General features: G+C 44.7%; 12 protein-coding genes and 1 pseudogene. 9 read left to right on the top strand and 4 right to left on the bottom strand.

Features of this window, described 5'->3' with window-relative positions:
- The 4 genes from F6K64_RS36625 to F6K64_RS36610 all read right to left on the bottom strand — a co-directional run.
- On the bottom strand, window positions 1-84 hold an 84-nt coding region (locus F6K64_RS36625; protein ID WP_287257282.1), incomplete at its 3' end, for a MerR family DNA-binding transcriptional regulator.
- 72 nt (window positions 85-156) lie between these two features.
- Complete coding sequence (larB, locus tag F6K64_RS36620; protein ID WP_287257281.1) at window positions 157-921, bottom strand: nickel pincer cofactor biosynthesis protein LarB; 765 nt, start codon at window positions 919-921, stop codon at window positions 157-159.
- Window positions 922-1,552: 631 nt separating this feature from the next.
- On the bottom strand, window positions 1,553-3,337 hold the full coding sequence (locus F6K64_RS36615; RefSeq protein ID WP_287267898.1) for an ABC transporter substrate-binding protein: 1,785 nt from the start codon (window positions 3,335-3,337) through the stop codon (window positions 1,553-1,555).
- Window positions 3,324-3,521, bottom strand: coding sequence for a hypothetical protein (locus F6K64_RS36610; protein WP_287262908.1), 198 nt, complete (start codon window positions 3,519-3,521; stop codon window positions 3,324-3,326). The genes F6K64_RS36615 and F6K64_RS36610 overlap by 14 nt, the downstream gene beginning before the upstream one ends.
- A gap of 1,435 nt (window positions 3,522-4,956) precedes the next feature.
- Here F6K64_RS36610 and F6K64_RS36605 point away from each other — a divergent pair.
- The 9 genes and pseudogenes from F6K64_RS36605 to F6K64_RS36565 form a co-directional block, all read left to right on the top strand.
- The gene (locus F6K64_RS36605) at window positions 4,957-6,249 is read left to right on the top strand and encodes an ATP-binding protein (RefSeq protein WP_083373746.1); all 1,293 of its coding nucleotides are present in this window, start codon (window positions 4,957-4,959) and stop codon (window positions 6,247-6,249) included.
- A gap of 337 nt (window positions 6,250-6,586) precedes the next feature.
- The gene (locus F6K64_RS36600) at window positions 6,587-9,568 is read left to right on the top strand and encodes an ABC transporter substrate-binding protein (RefSeq protein ID WP_287267897.1); all 2,982 of its coding nucleotides are present in this window, start codon (window positions 6,587-6,589) and stop codon (window positions 9,566-9,568) included.
- Between the two features lie 245 nt (window positions 9,569-9,813).
- Window positions 9,814-12,969 carry an ABC transporter substrate-binding protein gene (locus F6K64_RS36595; protein ID WP_287267895.1) on the top strand — a complete coding sequence of 1,052 codons (3,156 nt, stop codon included), beginning with the start codon at window positions 9,814-9,816 and terminating at the stop codon, window positions 12,967-12,969.
- Between the two features lie 273 nt (window positions 12,970-13,242).
- Window positions 13,243-14,265 carry a bifunctional riboflavin kinase/FAD synthetase gene (locus F6K64_RS36590; RefSeq protein ID WP_287267894.1) on the top strand — a complete coding sequence of 341 codons (1,023 nt, stop codon included), beginning with the start codon at window positions 13,243-13,245 and terminating at the stop codon, window positions 14,263-14,265.
- 424 nt (window positions 14,266-14,689) lie between these two features.
- Entirely contained in the window at window positions 14,690-14,866 is a 177-nt protein-coding gene (locus F6K64_RS36585; protein ID WP_287267893.1) for a hypothetical protein, read from the top strand.
- A 112-nt stretch (window positions 14,867-14,978) separates the two neighbouring features.
- Window positions 14,979-15,170, top strand: coding sequence for a hypothetical protein (locus tag F6K64_RS36580; protein WP_008191666.1), 192 nt, complete (start codon window positions 14,979-14,981; stop codon window positions 15,168-15,170).
- 288 nt (window positions 15,171-15,458) lie between these two features.
- Entirely contained in the window at window positions 15,459-16,367 is a 909-nt protein-coding gene (locus tag F6K64_RS36575) for an AAA family ATPase (protein WP_008191660.1), read from the top strand.
- 88 nt (window positions 16,368-16,455) lie between these two features.
- Window positions 16,456-16,956, top strand: coding sequence for a diheme cytochrome c (locus F6K64_RS36570; protein ID WP_229414779.1), 501 nt, complete (start codon window positions 16,456-16,458; stop codon window positions 16,954-16,956).
- Window positions 16,957-17,081: 125 nt separating this feature from the next.
- Window positions 17,082-17,307, top strand: a pseudogene (locus tag F6K64_RS36565) (hypothetical protein); the annotation flags it as partial.

Here is a 17,307-nt window from a genome sequence, read left to right as displayed (position 1 = left end):
CCCCTCTTTGTCCCACCGCCTAAGAGTTGAGATCGAGACTCCGAGGTGCTCGGCTGCCTCTTTTGGAGTGACATATTTTTTCATTGACCGTGAACCTTACTAAATCTAGTATACTTAACTTTAGTAAGGTTTGCTAAGGCTTAGTAATATATCTGGCTAATAGTTACACCTCCTAAGAATTTTTCCAGCTAAGACAGCAGCACCAAAGCCATTATCAATATTTACTACTCCTATGCCTGGTGCGCAAGAATTCAACATGGTTAACAGGGGTGCCATACCACCAAAACTGGCTCCATAGCCGACACTAGTAGGAACGGCAATAACTGGACAATCGGCCATGCCAGCTACCACACTGGGTAATGCTCCTTCCATCCCAGCTACGACAATTAAGACATCGGCCTCGGCAATCACCTGTCGATTATTCAGCAAGCGGTGGATACCAGCTACCCCCACATCCCAAAGGCGCTTGACCTGAAACCCACATAATTCAGCAGTTACTGCGGCTTCCTGAGCTACTGGTAAATCGGATGTGCCCGCAGAAATTAGACTAATGATACCGGCATACTTAGGTTCGAGCTGAGATGGTGCGATCGCACAAATCCGAGCTGTGGAATAATACTGTAATTCTGGGACTTTTGACTCTAGCTCCGTTGCCACCTCTGGTGTAATCCGTGTGGCCATTACTACTGGATTCTGCTGGCGCATTACTGCCATAATCTGAGCAATTTGGTCAGGGGTTTTTCCCTCTCCCCAAATTACCTCAGGAAATCCAGTTCTTAAGGTGCGGTGGTGGTCAATTTTGGCAAAATCACCCACTTCTTCGTAGGTAAAATCCTTCAGTTTATCTAGAGCAACAGTTGGGCTAAGGTCACCAGCCGCAACTGCTTCCAGTAGAGATTTTAATGCTTCGGGTTGAGTCATTTTAAGGTTATCAGGTTATTAGGTTGAAGGTTTAAGGTTATCTGGTTATTTAGTTTAAGGTTGAAGGTTATTAGGTTTAAGGTTATTAGGTTTAAGGTTATCCGGTTTAATATTTAATGTTTCCGGTTGAGCTACGATTTATAGTTGATAAGTGCGTAGGGTGCGTTAGGGGGGGATTGCCATCATATTCAACTTCGTAGCCAGTCGCCCCGTAACGCACCACGGGGTCAAACACCAAAAATGAGATGTACCCAAGGGATCCCCCTAAATCCCCCTTAAAAAGGGGGACTTTGAGGTTGATAAGTGCGTAGGGTGCGTTAGGGGGGGATTGCCATCATATTCAACTTCGTAGCCAGTCGCGCCGTAACGCACCACGGGGTCAAACACCAAAAATGAGATGTACCCAAGGGATCCCCCTAAATCCCCCTTGAAAAGGGGGACTTTGAGGTTGATAAGTGTACCTTACACATGCAAGAAACGCTATATAGTATTTCTAAATAGATCATGAAACCCAATGCTGATTGATCATAACATCAAAAACTCCTCCTAATTCTTTCCTACTGTTCCCTTTTCCCTATTCCCTGTTCCCTATTCCCTGCTCCCTGCTCCCTGCTCCCTATTCCCAATGTTATCATTCTGAAATTTTCAGTTCATCAATATTCCAGAATGCGCCTCCTAGAGCGGAATATTCAATTCCTTCTATGGAATTACGAACTGCGGTCATGGAGAGAGGATTAATCAGATAAATATAAGGCAAGTGTTCTAAATTAATCCGTTGGGCTTCTTGATAAATTTTTTTGCGATTTTTTTCATCTAATTCTTGAGCGCCTTGGATATAAAGGTCACTTATTTTTTGCTCCCAATCGGCTATTTTCCGACCTTGAATGGGGGATTGACCAGGGAAGGTTTTTTGATTAAAGCTGTGCAATCCCCCATCTACAGACCAGACATTAGAACTATTATTGGGTTCAAAGCCACCGCCACTAAAACCAAGGAGATGGCATTCCCAATCTAAGCTATTGCCGAGTTTGTCTACTAGGGTATTGAAGGCAATGGGAGTAAAATCGACTTGAATGCCAATTTTACTGAGGTCTTGCTTAATCTGTGCTCCCATGGCTTCTCGCAGCTTATTACCAGCATTAGTCATTAAGGTGAAACGGACTCGATTACCTTGGCTATCGAGCAATTCGCCTTCGTCATTGTAGTTAAAGCCCGCTGTTAAGAGTAATTTCTTGGCTTTGTCGGGATTATAGTCATACACTGGTAACCCCTTTTCTGGTGACAGATAATAGGGGCTTTGCACAGGTAAATTAGAATATTGCGGCGCACCTAACCCCCGATATAAATTATTCAGCATGGTTTGCCGGTCTATGCCATAGGCAACGGCTTGTCTAAATTCGAGAGTATTAAACCAACGGGACTTAATTGGATCTACTAAAGGCTCTCCATCCCGGCTACCGGTGTTGAGATTGAAGGAGATAAAACTGGAACTGAGGGTAGGACCAGCGATGTGGATGGTAAAGTTACCCTTTTTTTCCTCCTGCTTCAGCAGGGAATAGTATTCAGGGGATACACCGAGAGCATCTAATCCGCCGGAGCGAAACTGAATAAAGGATGAATCCGTTGATTCTACAATTTCCCAGATCGCCCGCTCAATATAAGGTTGCTGGTTTCCCTGTTCATCTTTTTTCCAGTAGTAGGGATTACGGTCATAAACCACCCGCTGACTGGTGCGGTAGAGTTTGAGTTTGTAAGGGCCGTTGACAATAATATCCTCTGGATCTGTATCTACCCCCCACATGGTCAGAAACTTAGGATTACCCTCTGAATCTTTGGTTTTCACGGATTCTTGCAGGACATGAGCGGGTAAGACCGGTAAGCCAGTACTGCGGAGAAAGGGCGCAAAAGGTTCAGGGACAGCAAATTCCACCCGACGCTGATCGATCTTCTTGACCGTTGGTAAAGCTCGACTCTTGCCAACCCGGAGGATATCTCTAGAATCAGTGGGAATTTCTGGGTTGAGGTAGATGTCATTGTAGGTAAAGACGACATCATCAGTGGTTAAAGGCTCACCATCGGACCACTTTAGCCCCTCCCTCAAGGTAAATAGGATTTTAAGTTTATCGTCGGAAATCTGCCAGGATTCCGCTAAACCCGGGATTATGTCCCCGGTTATCCCATCAGTGTCTATTAAACCCTGAAAGGTAAGACCAAAAATATTGGTGGCACTTTGGTTAAGGGCATAGTTAAAGGTGTTAATGTCACTGAGAATACTCTGGACTATGCGGGGAACGTGAGCTGCCTTGGTTTCAAATTGGCTGATGCTACAGCCAGGGAGTGCGATCGCAAAACTCAAAGCCAGGAAAATTCCTAGACAACGATACCAGAGAAGCACAAGAGAATTAGCAGAGGTCATGTAAGAAAGGGAGTAGGGAGTAGGGAGTAGGGAATCGGGAGTCGGGAATCGGGAGTCGGGAATCGGGAACTACGATAATCAACTCTGTACTAGCATACCAAGTCCAGTAGGGTGCGTTAGGGGCGGGCTTGCCCTGATGTTCAACCTCGTACTCAGTGTTTGGACAGCCCGCCCCGTAACGCACCAGCCAAGGGCTCGCTGTTCCCTGTTCCCTATTCCCTGTTCCCTTCTAATTACTGTTCCCTGTTCCCTATTCCCTGTTCCCTACCTCACGAGGTTCAGAGGTTCGTTCACGAAGCTCAGAGGTTCAACCGCGAGGCTCAGAGGTTCGTTCACGAAGCTCAGAGGTTCAACCGCGAGGTTCAGAGGTTCAACCGCGAGGCTCAGAGGTTCGACCGCGAGGCTCAGAGGTTCAACCGCGAGGTTCAGAGGTTCAACCGCGAGGTTCAGAGGTTCAACCGAGAGGTTCAGAGGCTCAACCCCACACTTCCCAAACTAACCCAACTCATTGCTCTGTTCTTATCAGAAAAACACCATAACACAAGTACCCTCATGGGTACTCTCAAAAGTCGATTTATTGTTTATAATAAAACCCACACTTTTGAGAACAGGAGTAATTCACCAACACCCAATACCGTTCGATTAAGCCCCCCAGCCCCCAATTTTGGGGGAGCAAGATGTTTAAAAGTCCCCCAGTATTGGGGGATTTAGGGGGCGAAAAAAATTACTTGAGCGACTAACCGAACAGTAATTCACCAACACCCTTGATTCCTAAACAACTGATAGCTTAATGGTTACCTGATAAGACCTAACTGTTACTGTGATTCCGTAAGTATTCAGCTATCAGCGTGTCGCGTATCAGCGTGTCGCGTATCAGCGTGTCGCGTATCAGTCAAAGGCCTTGGCCTATGGCCACCCTACGGGAATGGGCACGTTACTTGAAATGCTATCAGCTTTTGAATCAAACAGGTAAGCATTGGTTTAATAGTCACGAAAGTCAAATCCCTTGTGCCCTGTGCCACAAAGCAACTCAAGTAGCGTGAGCTAAAAGCTGACGGCTGACGGCTGAATGCTTACGTGATTCCAGTCACAAAACCCTTAAGGTTAGTGTCAAAAACTAAGGAAATAAATCACTGTAGTGTTATAGTAGTTTTATAACTATTCCAAAATTTTACCTACAAAGTCATCGAGACCTAGAGGGTTCACAAGTTTTGCCCCAAACGTTCACAATATCTCGATCTCAGGTAATCAATCGGTGCATTTTGTGAATAGTGTTAACCAAAATAGGGGAGCATCCAAGCCCGAAAGAATTCTTTGATAATTAATTAGGACTTACCCATTGCCCCCTAAATCCCCCAAACTTGATACTGCTGGCGAATTTAACATTTAGAAATATCAGCCTGAAGACAGCAGTCTTTATAGCCCCCCAACCCCCAATTCTGGGGGAGCATGAACTTAAAGTTACCCATCTGCTACCCTTGTGTAAACAAATATTAATTTCGCCAACGGTATCAAACTTGGGGGACTTTCGTGACTTTGTCCTCCCCAGGTTTGGGGGGTTAGGGGGGCAAAAGCAACTAAATTTCGTAAGTCCTATTAATGCAAATTGAAAATTGAATATGGAAGCCAAGATGATGCAAAATCCTTTTACCTACGGTCAGCCAGTTTCCCCAGAGCGTTTTGTGGGACGACGATCAGAAATTCAGGCGGCCTTTGATCAAATTTATAACCGCAGTAACTTAGCGATTTGGGGGGGGCCAGCCATGGGCAAGACCTCTTTCCTGGAACTTCTGGCTTCCCCCCAAGTTTGGAAACAGTATGGACAGGATCCATCCCAGGCTGTGATGGTGCTGCTGAGTTGCGAAAGTATTCAACCCTTTACAGCTTCCGGGTTTTGGCAAGAAGTGTTTAATCTGCTCAAAAAAGAATTAGACGGTGAGCCAGAGCTTCAGGAAGAGATCGACACATTGCTGGACCAGGGAAAAGCAACCACTAGGGGCATGCGCCAAGTATTGCGGCAGCTTGGCAAACGCCACAAATTCTTGCTGTTGCTCGTGGATGACTATGATTGGGCACTGCGGCCAAACCCTCACTATAGTCATGCTGAGATGGAAACCTTTCTCACGGAGTGTCGCAGTATTGCCTATCACTCTCGGGAGAGGCGATATCTATCCATGATTGTGGCCTCACTCCGCCGTCTCAATGAACTTGGTCCTGCTCTCAATCCCAATAGTTCTCCCTGGTACAACCATTATCTGTTCCAATCCCTCAAGCCATTTACTGACCCTGACATTGATCAATTAATGGCTGGTATGCCAATTACCCCAACCTTACGGGAGCTGATCCAAGACATTGCTGGTGGACATCCGGCTCTGCTCCAGATTGCTGGTTTTTTGCTTTATCGAGAGCTAAAAACTGGCAAGGTCCCTGATGCCCAAGCCTTTGCTCGGGACTTTGAAGGTAAGACACGACAAATATTTGAAACGATTTGGAAACGGTGCAGCGAAGTTGAGCAAACCTTATTGATGTTGATGGCCTTGTTCAAGTTAGAAGGTCGTCTCCATCATAAGAAGCACTTTGACTTGAGGGGCATTGACGTAATCTTTAGTCAACACCAGCGAGAGTTAACTAACCTGGCCGAACAAGGGGTGATTATCACAAATCAGAGCAGCAATCAAGACTCAAAGAAACCAGACTACGTATTTACCTCATCAATTATGGAGGGGTGGGTGATTCAGGAACTTTGGCAGACTGATAATCCGATAGTAGGAGATAGGGAAAGATTTCTCAATTTGATCAGTCATACTCAACTTCAGAAAGTCACGAAGACTATTAACTGGCTATCGGCCAATCAAAAGACAGTCAAAACTGCTTTGGCATGGGGGAGGATAGTGTTAGCTGCATTTTCCTAACTTCAGCATTCAGCTAATGCGCTACTTCAGATGCTACTTGAGGTGCTATCAGCTATCAGCTTATTGGTTAGGTCACAGTCTCAAAGCCTGTGCCACCTTGAGGTGCTTTTGAATAAAATAAGCTGACCACTGACCACTGAATGCTTACTGGTCTTGAAAGTTTTATGCATAACTGTTGCTGCTTATTCCGATAAGTTTATAGATACTTATAAATCAGCTATTAGCACTCAACATTAAACAGTTGGTGCCTTAGCTTAATACTTACTTACTGACTTCAAATGGCAGCAAACCTTGACTGGTTTGGATAAAAATTAAACAAATCATCAATCGTCGGCTAATGGTTACTAATTCTTCTAATCATCCTAATCCTTATGAAATCGGAAAGATAATTGATGATCCAGACAAGTTTTTTGGACGAGAGAGTCTGTTTCAGTTTATCGAAGACAACCTCAGGCAGAGGGTAAAGGTAATCTTACTCCATGGTCAACGACGAATTGGCAAATCATCAATCTTGGCACAGATTCCCAACAAAGTTGCTACGGATCAGTTTTACTTTGTTAATTTCGATTTGCAAGGCTACATTCACAAACCCTTCAGTAATATTATCTATAACTTGGCTCAAGAGATTTGTGATCACTTAGTGGATGACTTTGATCTAGGACAAGATTATCTTACTCCGCCCTCAAAACAAGATTTAAACAATGATATAAATATTTTTTTTGATAAATTTTTGCCTAAAGTTTTTTGGTTATTAAAGAGTAAAAATTTGGTATTTTTGCTGGATGAATTTGATGTTTTAACTAACCAAAAGCCTCGATCAGAAGAGCGTAACTTTTTCCCCTATTTAGCTAACTTGATTAAACGGCACCATCAATTATTTATGATTGCGGTAGTGGGACGGAATCTTGTTGATGTGCCTATTATAGTCCGGGTGTTTGGAAGTCCACCTTACCACGAAATTGGTTTTCTGAATAAGCTGAGTGCTCAACGGCTAATTACTAAACCAGCTAAGGATGTGGTAACCTATGAACCCCATGCCGTTACAAAAATTTACAATTTATCAGCAGGGCATCCCTATTTTACCCAAGTCCTATGCTTTACTTTATTCTTAAGGGCTAGGGAAAACCAGTGGAAGATTTATAGCCGAGATGTGGAGCTTATAGTTAAGCAGGCTATTGAGAAAGCTGAAGCAGGATTGGCGGGGTTGTGGGAAAGTTTACCGATCCCAGAGCGAGTGGTATTCTTAGCGGTGGCAGAAGCTCAACAAAGAGCTATCTCCCAACACCAGCTGTTGCCAGAACACCCATTATCTTTCCTAGAGGGCTATGGTGTGATTCAGACTAATCCCCTGTATCAAGCCACCAAACGACTTAAAGACTACGGTTTCGTCGATGATACAGAACGTAGAGTAAAGGTGCCATTAGTCCGCCACTGGTTACTTCAGCATCACTCACTACGGCAAGAGATACTAAAACTGAAGACACTAGACCAAGACCAAACGGATCCGATCTATCAACTAGCCACTAGACAGTATCAACAGAGGCAAATTCACAAAGCACTAGTGCTCTATGAAGAGGTTTTGCAAATTAACCCTAATCATTTCAGGGCTTTGTTGGCTCTAGCTGAGGGCTATCTCCAGGTCAACGATTACAGGAAAGCCGTAGAAGTATATACAAGAGTCTACCAAGTTAAGCCAGTACAAAGCAAAGAAGGGTTTTTGCGATCGCTACTAAAGTATGGCGATCAGTTGATTGACCAACAAGCGTTCAGAACAGCTAAGAATGCTTTTCAACAAGTGTTGAAAATTGAGCCTGACAATAAATCAGCACAGCAAAAACTAAAACATATTGAAGATCTTAGTAATACACCTATCACTCCAGTTGATAACACCTCCAATCTTACTAGGTTAGGCATCGCCAAACTAGCAGCAGGTTTAGCCATTATTTCCCTGGTTGGTGTGGGATTGTATAACGTATTAACTCCCTGTCCAACCGGTGCCCAGAAAGTCTTTGGGATTAGATGTATCGCTACTCCTATTAGTCGGGGTGAGCGCAGCTTATTTCCTAGAATTGACAACAAGGAAGAAATTGACCTTGCTACTGAAGGATTCCGAAACGCAAACTATGCCGAAGCGGCTCAGAGTTTTGACCAAGCTTGGCAGGTGAATCCCAATGATCCAGAATTGCTGATTTACTACAACAATGCCCGCGCTCGTAAACAGGGGTTTCTGCCATTTACTATCGCTGTGGTGGTGCCCATAGACCAGTCAGAATCCACGGCAAAAGAAATATTGCGGGGAGTAGCCCAGGCTCAACATGAGTTCAATGATTTAGGGGGATTAAATGGTCGATTCTTGGAAATTGCGATCGCTAACGATGGTAACAAACCAGCCAAAGCCAAAGAAATAGCTCAAGCTTTGGTTAAGGACAACTCTATCCTGGGCATAATTGGACATGACTCTAGTGATGCCAGTAAGGCCGCACTACCCGTATATGATCGAGCTGGCTTAGCGATGATTTCCTCCACCAGCTCCAGTAATTATTTAACCAGTCTTGATAAAAATAACAACGTGTTCTTTAGGACAGTTCCTTCTAATCTATCATCTGCAAGAAAACTGGCTCAACATGTCAGAAATAAACCTGGCTTAGACAAGGTGGTAATTTTCTATGATGATGACAGTGTCTATAGTAAGGATCTAAAAGAAAAGTTTGAAACACACTTTGAACAACTAGGAGGTAAGGTGGTTCGGGAGATTAAATTAAACGATCCCAACCTGAATATAACTCAAGAAGTTAAAAATAGTTTCTCTCAAGATCAAGTCAAGGCCGCCATGTTATTCCCGAGGGTGGAATCGGTTAATACAGCTATTAATATTGCTAAAGCCAACGCTAACCTATATCAGCAGGGGCTGAGGTTGTTCAGTGCGTCTACTTTATATGAAAATAAAACCTTGACACGGGGTGGGAAAAGAGTTGAAGGATTGACTACAGTAGTTCCCTGGTTTAGGGAAGCACCAAAGGCAATAACTTTTTCTCAAGCAGCTAAGAAACGATGGCGAGGAGATGTGAGCTGGGTGACTGCCACTAGCTTTGATGCTACTCAAGCCTTTATTCACGCTTTTTTCAAGGACGCTTCTCGAGAGATAGTTCTCGACAGACTGCGTAATATTCATCTTTTCCAAACTGATACCTCAGGGTTCCCGTTGCAGTTTACTGACCAAGGGGAGCGTGAGAGTCAACCTGTCCTGGTGCAAGTAGTTAACGGTAAATTTAAATTCGTGTCAGATCAAGACCAAGAGGGGGTGGAAAAGTCACCGTAATTATCAAGTCTGGGACTACAACCTAATTCCCCTTTAGCAATACTGACTAAAAATACTTACTAAAATTTTAGACTTCTAACCTCGGTAGGAAATATAAGGATCTTAAACATCATCCTAGGGAGTTGTCTATAAAACCGGTTATACAAAACCTAAATAATTGGATAAGATAGAGTATGGAGTAAATAAAAATAACCTAACTAAAGCAGTAAACGTTATATCTCTATCTCTATCGGAGATGACAAAAAATGATTTCAATAGTTCCTAGAAATCCCTATGTAATTGGTCGTCCAATTGATGATAATGACCAGTACTTATTTTGGGGAAGGCGAAGCTTATTCCGGTTTATTGAGGATAACCTCAAGAATAAAACCAAGGTTATGATAGTGTACGGTCAACGGCGGATTGGTAAGTCGTCCCTACTCCGTCATATTCCTACATCTGTAAACTTAGATAGCTTTTCCTTTGTTCCCTTTGATCTCGAATCCTACAGTCACAAATCTCTCGGTGAACTCTTAGAGGAACTGGCGATAGAAATCCTGGATAGCTTGGAACTAGACTCCCCTGAAATTCCCTTGCCTGACCGTACCGCCCTAGACACCGACCCCTTGATATTTGCTAACCAGTTTTTGCCCCAATTATATCAAAGCTTGGGCAACCAAAATATAGCGTTATTGCTAGATGAATTCGAGACATTAAATACCCCAGATAATAATCAAGATAATAACCTATTATACGAGCATTTATTTCCTTACTTAAAATCCCTAGTTGCTCGACAGGATAATCTATACCTGATTCTCTGTGTGGAACAGGAATCGAAAGATTTACCGAATTTACTCCGGATATTCAAAGATGCCCCAACCCAAGAAATTGGCTTACTTGATCAACAAACTACCCAGGAGCTAATTACCAAACCAGCAGCAGGACTACTCAGCTACGAACCTGCTGCTATCCAAGCCATTTACCAGTTATCTAGCGGGCATCCCTATTTTACCCAAGTCCTATGCTTTGCTATTTTTAGCAGAGCTAGGGAGTTAGAGCAGTGGCAAATCACCCCAGAAGATGTGGAAAACAGTGTAGACCAAGCCCTAGAAAATGCTAGTGCTGGATTGCTAGGGATTAGAGCCGGATTATCTATCCCAGAACGAGTAGTATTCTCTGCCTTTGCCGAGGCGGATAATCCCGTTAAAAGTAGTTCTAAAACTAGTTCAGACCAGCCATTACAGCCGTTTTCAGATGAATTGACCTCACTACCAACTGCAAGCCCCCTAAATCCCCCAATTCTGGGGGACTTTAACTCAAGAACCCCCCAAAGTTGGGGGGCTAGGGGGGCAAAACTTGCTGTAAGTCTACTCGAAAACTACGGCGTTATTCCAACAACATCCTTAATAAAAGCACCAGACCAACTAGCGGAACGGGGTTTCTTAGATAAAAATAAATCTAAAGTAACCATTGAATTTATCCGGCGCTGGTTGATTAAACGTTACCCACTCCAGCAAGAAATCCTAGAACTAGAAAAAATAGACCAAGAGCAAACTAATCCCATCTATCAACAAGCCACTACCCAGGATCAACAGGGGGAAATTACCAAAGCCCTAGGACTATATGAACAGGTTTTGGAACTAAATCCTAATCATTTTAGTGCTTTCGTTGCCCTAGCTCAAGGATATCTAGATAGCGGAGAGTTTGAGAAAGCAGTTACCTATTACCAAAGAGCCTATAAAATTGACCAAATCCGTAACAAAGATGGCTTGGTGCGCTCCCTCTTAAATTATGGCAATCAGTTGATAGAGCAACAATCCTTCACAAGAGCAAGAGAGCAGTTTAACCAAGTATTGGAAATTGCTCCAGATAATATATCAGCACAGGAAAAAATCCTGGAAATTCAAAATTATCCAGAGAACTCTGATCGATTAATTCACAATAATTTGTCCTCTGGAATGGTTAGTGATTCTGGGATTATTGCTGAGTTTAGATATGAAATTAATCATCAGAATCTTAGTCAAGGAAATTGGTTAGGTAAACTAGCATTAGGAGTAGCAATCATTTCCCTGGTTGGTGTGGGATTTTATAAGGTATCAACGCCCTGTCCAGCTGGTCAACATAAAGTCTTCGGGATTAGATGCATTGCTACTACTATTAGTCGGGGTGACCACAGCTTATTTCCTAGAATTGACAACAAGGAAAAAATTGACCCTGCTACTAAAGCATTCCAAAACCAAAACTATAAGGCAGCAGCTAACTTGTTTAACCAAGCTTGGCAGGCTAATCAAAATGATCCAGAATTGCTGATTTACTACAACAATGCCCGCGCTCGTCAAAAGGCTCTTGAAAAGAATGTTTCTCCATTCACTATCGCTGTGGTAGTGCCCATCGACCAGTCAGAATCCAGGGCAAAAGAAATATTGCGAGGGGTAGCCCAGGCTCAAGATAAATTCAATAATTCAGGGGGATTAAATGGTCGATTCCTGGAAATTGCGATCGCTAACGATGGCAACGATCCAGCCACAGCGAAAGAAATAGCTCAAGCTTTAGTTAAAGAAAAATCTATCCTGGGGGTAATTGGACATAACTCTAGTAATGCCAGTAAGGCCGCACTCCCGGTATACGACCAAGCTGGCTTAGCCATGATTGCCTCCACCAGCACCAGTAGTTATGTAAATGGAAAGGTGTTATTTAGGACAGCTCCTTCTAATCTAGCAGTTGGTAAAGCACTGGCTCAACATCTCAAAACTACACTGGGCTTAGACAAGGTGGTAATTTTTTATGATGCTGACAGTGTCTATAGCAATAGTCTCAAAGACTTTTTTAAAAGAGACTTTGAACAACTAGGGGGTAAGGTGGTTCGGAAGATTGAATTAAACAAATCCGACTTTAATATAACAGAAGAAGTCGAAATAAGTCTCTATCAAGATCAAGTCAAGGCCGCCATGTTATTCCCCAGCGTGGAATACATTGATACAGCTCTAGACATTGCTAAAGCCAACACTCAGGTGATCGCTAACTCCAACAACCGAGATCAGCAAGGGCTGAGGTTGTTCGGTGGGGATACGTTATATAGTAGTAAAACCTGGCAAGAGCGTGAACAAGGGGTTGAAGGGTTGACTATCGCAGTCCCCTGGTTTAGGGAATCACCACAGGCAAAAAACTTTTCTACAGCAGCTAGGGAACTATGGCGAGGAGATGTTAACTGGCGCACTGCCACAAGCTTCGATGCTACTCAAGCCTTGATTCAGGCTTTGTTCCAGGACGCCTCTCGCGAGAAAGTTCTCGACAGACTCCGCAAGGTTAATCTTGTAGCGAGTGATACCTCAGGGTTACCTTTGCAGTTTACTGACCAAGGGGAGCGTCAGAGTGAACCTGTCCTGGTGGAAGTGGTTGATGGTGAATTTAAATTGAAATGAGTTAATAGTAAGCATATGCGCTACGCGCACGCTACGCGAACAGCCGTCAGTTGTCAGCCGTCAGCATTTTTCAATTGGGTGAGGTACAAATTATTGGGTGAATGGGAGCTTCTGAGCATATATCAGGTAAGAAGGAAGAGGGAAGAGGTAAAACATCCCGTGTACCTGATAGCTGAAAGCTGAAAGCTGAAAGCTGATAGCTGATAGCTGATAGCTGATAGGGTAATTACCATCCATTGGCTACCACGGGCGAAATATGTCAAAATATTAAGCGTGTGGATTACATCATCTCTAACTACCGCGTTAACACCAACCGCTGTTGCCCTGGGAAACTTTGACGGCGTCCATTTGGGGCATCAGCAAGTTATTGCTCCCATTTTGCCAAAGCCAGTTACCGCTCAAGCTCAAGCCCTGACATCATCTAATCTTGAGCAATTTAGTAACCCTGAAACCACTGGCCCAAATCTAGACCCAAATCTAGAACTAATCTATCCCACAGTAGCCACCTTCAATCCCCATCCCCGAGAATTCTTTTCCGGTCAAGCCTGGAAGCTACTGACACCACCAACAGAAAAAGCACAACAGTTGAGTGCCTTGGGTGTGCAACAGTTAGCCCTATTACCCTTTAACCGGGAGCTAGCTTCCCTGAGTCCCCAGGAATTCGTGGAAAAGATTTTAGTCGAGCAACTCCAGGCACAGCAAGTCAGTGTGGGAGAGGATTTTTGCTTTGGCCATAAGCGAGCTGGCACCGCAACGGATTTGGATGCGATCGCCTCCGCCTACGGTATTACCGTCCATATCGTATCCTTGTACAAACGTCAAGACCAACGGATCAGTAGTTCCAGCATTCGCCAATCCTTAGCCCAAGGGGATATCGACAAAGCCAACCGATTTCTAGGACGGCCATACACCCTAATCGGAATAGTAGAGAAAGGTCAACAACTCGGTAGAACCATTGGATTTCCCACCGCTAACCTCCACTTACCCCCAGACAAATTTTTGCCTAAGCTAGGGGTTTACTGCGTCGAAGTCTCCCATGGCCCTGAATCCTCTAACCTAGACACCAATTTATCCTCCCATCCTGGTGTCATGAATATTGGTATGCGCCCCACGGTCAAGGGCACCAGTTTAACCGTCGAAGTTCATCTATTCGATTGGTCCGGAGACTTATATGGCAAAACCCTAACCGTAAGCCTCAAGAAATTTATCCGCTCCGAACAAAAATTTTCCTCCCTAGACCAGCTCAAAGCCCAGATTCAGATAGATTGTGAAGCTGCTAGGGATTTTTTTGGTTAAGGGAATTTAGAATTTAGAATTTAGAATTTAGAATTTAGAATCGGGAATCGGGAATCGGAACCCACCCCTAACCCCTCCCAGGAGGGGAACGGGAGTCGGGAGTCAGATCAGTAACTGGCTTGTTCTTGTTCCCCCCTTATTAAGGGGGGTTAGGGGGGATCACCCACCAGAAAGTTAGAGCAGGCTCACCAATTCTTGATTAGAATTTTGTAGTTGCTCAACCCACCTGGAAAATTCTGTATTGCTTATGCGATCGCTTCTGTATCGGTGATGCGATCGCTTCTGTATTAGTGATGCGATCGCGCTTTAGTTTATGCGATCGCTAATCCTTTATGCGATCGCTAATCCTTTATGCGATCGCTAATCCTTTATGCGATCGCTAATCCCGCAGCAAAACCCCAAAACAAAATCAGTTTGACTGGTGGTGCGTTACGGGACGGGCTCTCACAACACTGACTACGAGGTTGAAAATGCTGGCAAGCCCGCCCCTAACGCACCCTACTCCTGCTCCCGATTCCCGATTCCCGATTCCCGATTCCCCACTCCCGATTCCCCACTCCCTAAAGGAATTTGTTACAAAACTTTTCAAAATATGCTATAATTAAATATTTTTTGTGCTATACTCAAAATGGAGATACAAAAGTAAGAGCCAGCCCGAAGATGTACACGCCCAAGGCTGGCTCTGGCTCCCCTTTAAAGGAGATACCTAAATTATGTCCTATAGTCCCAGCTTACAACCGTGGGTCATGATTCGCCTATTGCGAGGCAGGCCACCATTAGTTTTCGCTCGGTTCTGCAGCCCTTCTGATGCCAGGAGCTATTCGCAAGCCATGAAACATCTCATGCCTGATGCTAAGTTTTTAATTTTTCTTGATAAAAGTCTACCCATGGATGAAGAAGAATAGGGATCTTGCTCTTGTTCCCCCCTTATTAAGGGGGGTTAGGGGGGATCACCCACCTGATCAGGGTAGGTTTTTTACATTTGAATCGGGAATCGGGAGTCGGGGTAAGAAACTTGACTGTACCTCCTGTACCTCATAAGTATGATAAGCCCTATCAAAATCTTTCCCATTTTCCGAAAACCCTTGCTAGCTTATAGGAGATAGGGGGATGTTTGCCCTGCTCCCTGCTCCCTGCTCCCTGCTCCCTGCTCCCTCCAATAATTTATCCCTCACCCAATTGAACACTGCTCTATGAGACAAAGAATTCAACAGCTCCAGGAAAATCTCGGTCGTGTGATTGTTGGTAAAGCAGATGCCATTCGTCTAGTGATCGTGGCCCTATTGGCTGGGGGTCATGCCTTGCTGGAAGATGTCCCTGGTGTGGGCAAGACACTACTAGCGAAATCCCTAGCCCGTTCCATAGATGGGAAATTTCAACGTATTCAATGTACCCCTGACCTATTACCTACGGATATCACAGGAACCAATATCTGGAATCAGCGCAGTGGTGAATTTGAATTTCTGCCAGGTCCAGTATTTACCCATGTCTTGCTAACCGATGAAATTAATCGAGCCACACCCCGGACCCAGTCAGCCTTATTGGAAGTAATGGAAGAGCAGCAGGTCACCGTAGATGGGCGATCGCGTCCCGTACCTCAGCCCTTTTTCGTGATTGCCACCCAAAACCCAGTGGAATATCAAGGTACCTTCCCCTTGCCAGAAGCCCAAATGGATCGATTCCTATTATCTTTATCCCTAGGTTATCCCACAGAACAAGAAGAACTCCAGATGTTGCAACGCCATCTAGAAGGAATGATGGTTTCCGAGCTCACCCCCTGTATCACCACCGATGAAGTATTAGAATTACGGCATCTTTGTCAGCAGGTCAAAGTAGAACGGTCACTACAAGAGTATATGCTCAATTTAGTCAGAGCATCCCGTTCCGCCGAAGATGTCACCTTAGGAGTCAGTCCTCGCGGTACCATTGCTTTACAACGGGCAACCCAGGCACTAGCCTTTGTGGAAGGTCGAGATTATGCCATCCCAGATGATATCAAGTTCCTGGCACCTTATGTACTGTCCCATCGTCTCATTACCTCGGGGGGGCGTCGTGCTCAGCCCATTGTTGAGCAATTGTTGCGCTCTGTACCAATCCCTTAAAGAGTGTTGTGTGTGAGGTATGTCCAAATTTTTGAACTCAAGAAGCCCAAGGCGAAACCGTAGACGTTCACCTTGGGTTCTATTGTTATTGCTAATTTTTTGGAGTATTAGCATAGGATGGGGACTGGAGCGAGCCGTAGGATATACGATTGAGCCAGAAACAGTTACCTCCACCCCCACCGAAGTAATCGCATCCATGGACCCAGTGTCCAAACGCTACAAATTAGGCAAAGACCTTTACCTAGAAAACTGTTCCGCTTGTCACATTGCTTTGCCACCAGAAGTATTGCCTACCGAAACCTGGCGTCGGTTATTGTTAGAGCCACAGGAACATTATGGTACGCAACTCCGAAGACTGCTTGGTCCAAGTTTATTGCTGACCTGGCAATACTTGCGAGACTTCTCCCGTCCCCATAACAAAGACGAAGAAGTCCCTTATCGTATGACCCAATCCCGTTATTTCAATGCCCTGCATCCCCGAGTCAAAATCCCTCGACCCTTTGGGGTTAAAACCTGTGTTACTTGTCATCCCGGTGTCGCAAACTACGATTACCGCACCCTGACCCCAGAATGGCAGGATGCCCCCTAATCCGGTGATGGGGAAATGGGGAAATGGGGAGATAGGGAGATAGGGAGTCTGGGAGTCTGGGAAATTAGGGAAGTATAGCGCTTTCTAGTCTAATCAGATACACAAGATTTTTTCACTCTTGGCTCTTGGCTCTTGGCTCTTCTGTGTTCCCGATTCCCGATTCCCGATTCCCGATTCCCGATTCCCGATTCCCGATTCCCGATTCCCGATTCCCGATTCCCGATTCCCGATTCCCGATTCCCGATTCCCTATACTCTATTCCCAAGTCCCGATTCCCGATGCATGACTCCCGCTTCCCGATGCCCGATTCCCGACTCCCCAATCTCGATTCCCGATTCCCGATGCCCTACT

This window comes from Moorena sp. SIO3A2 (genome assembly GCF_010672265.1).
Taxonomy (GTDB): domain Bacteria; phylum Cyanobacteriota; class Cyanobacteriia; order Cyanobacteriales; family Coleofasciculaceae; genus Moorena; species Moorena producens.
Note: the sequence above shows the minus strand (reverse complement) of the source record. Positions and strands in the feature narration are given on the sequence as shown.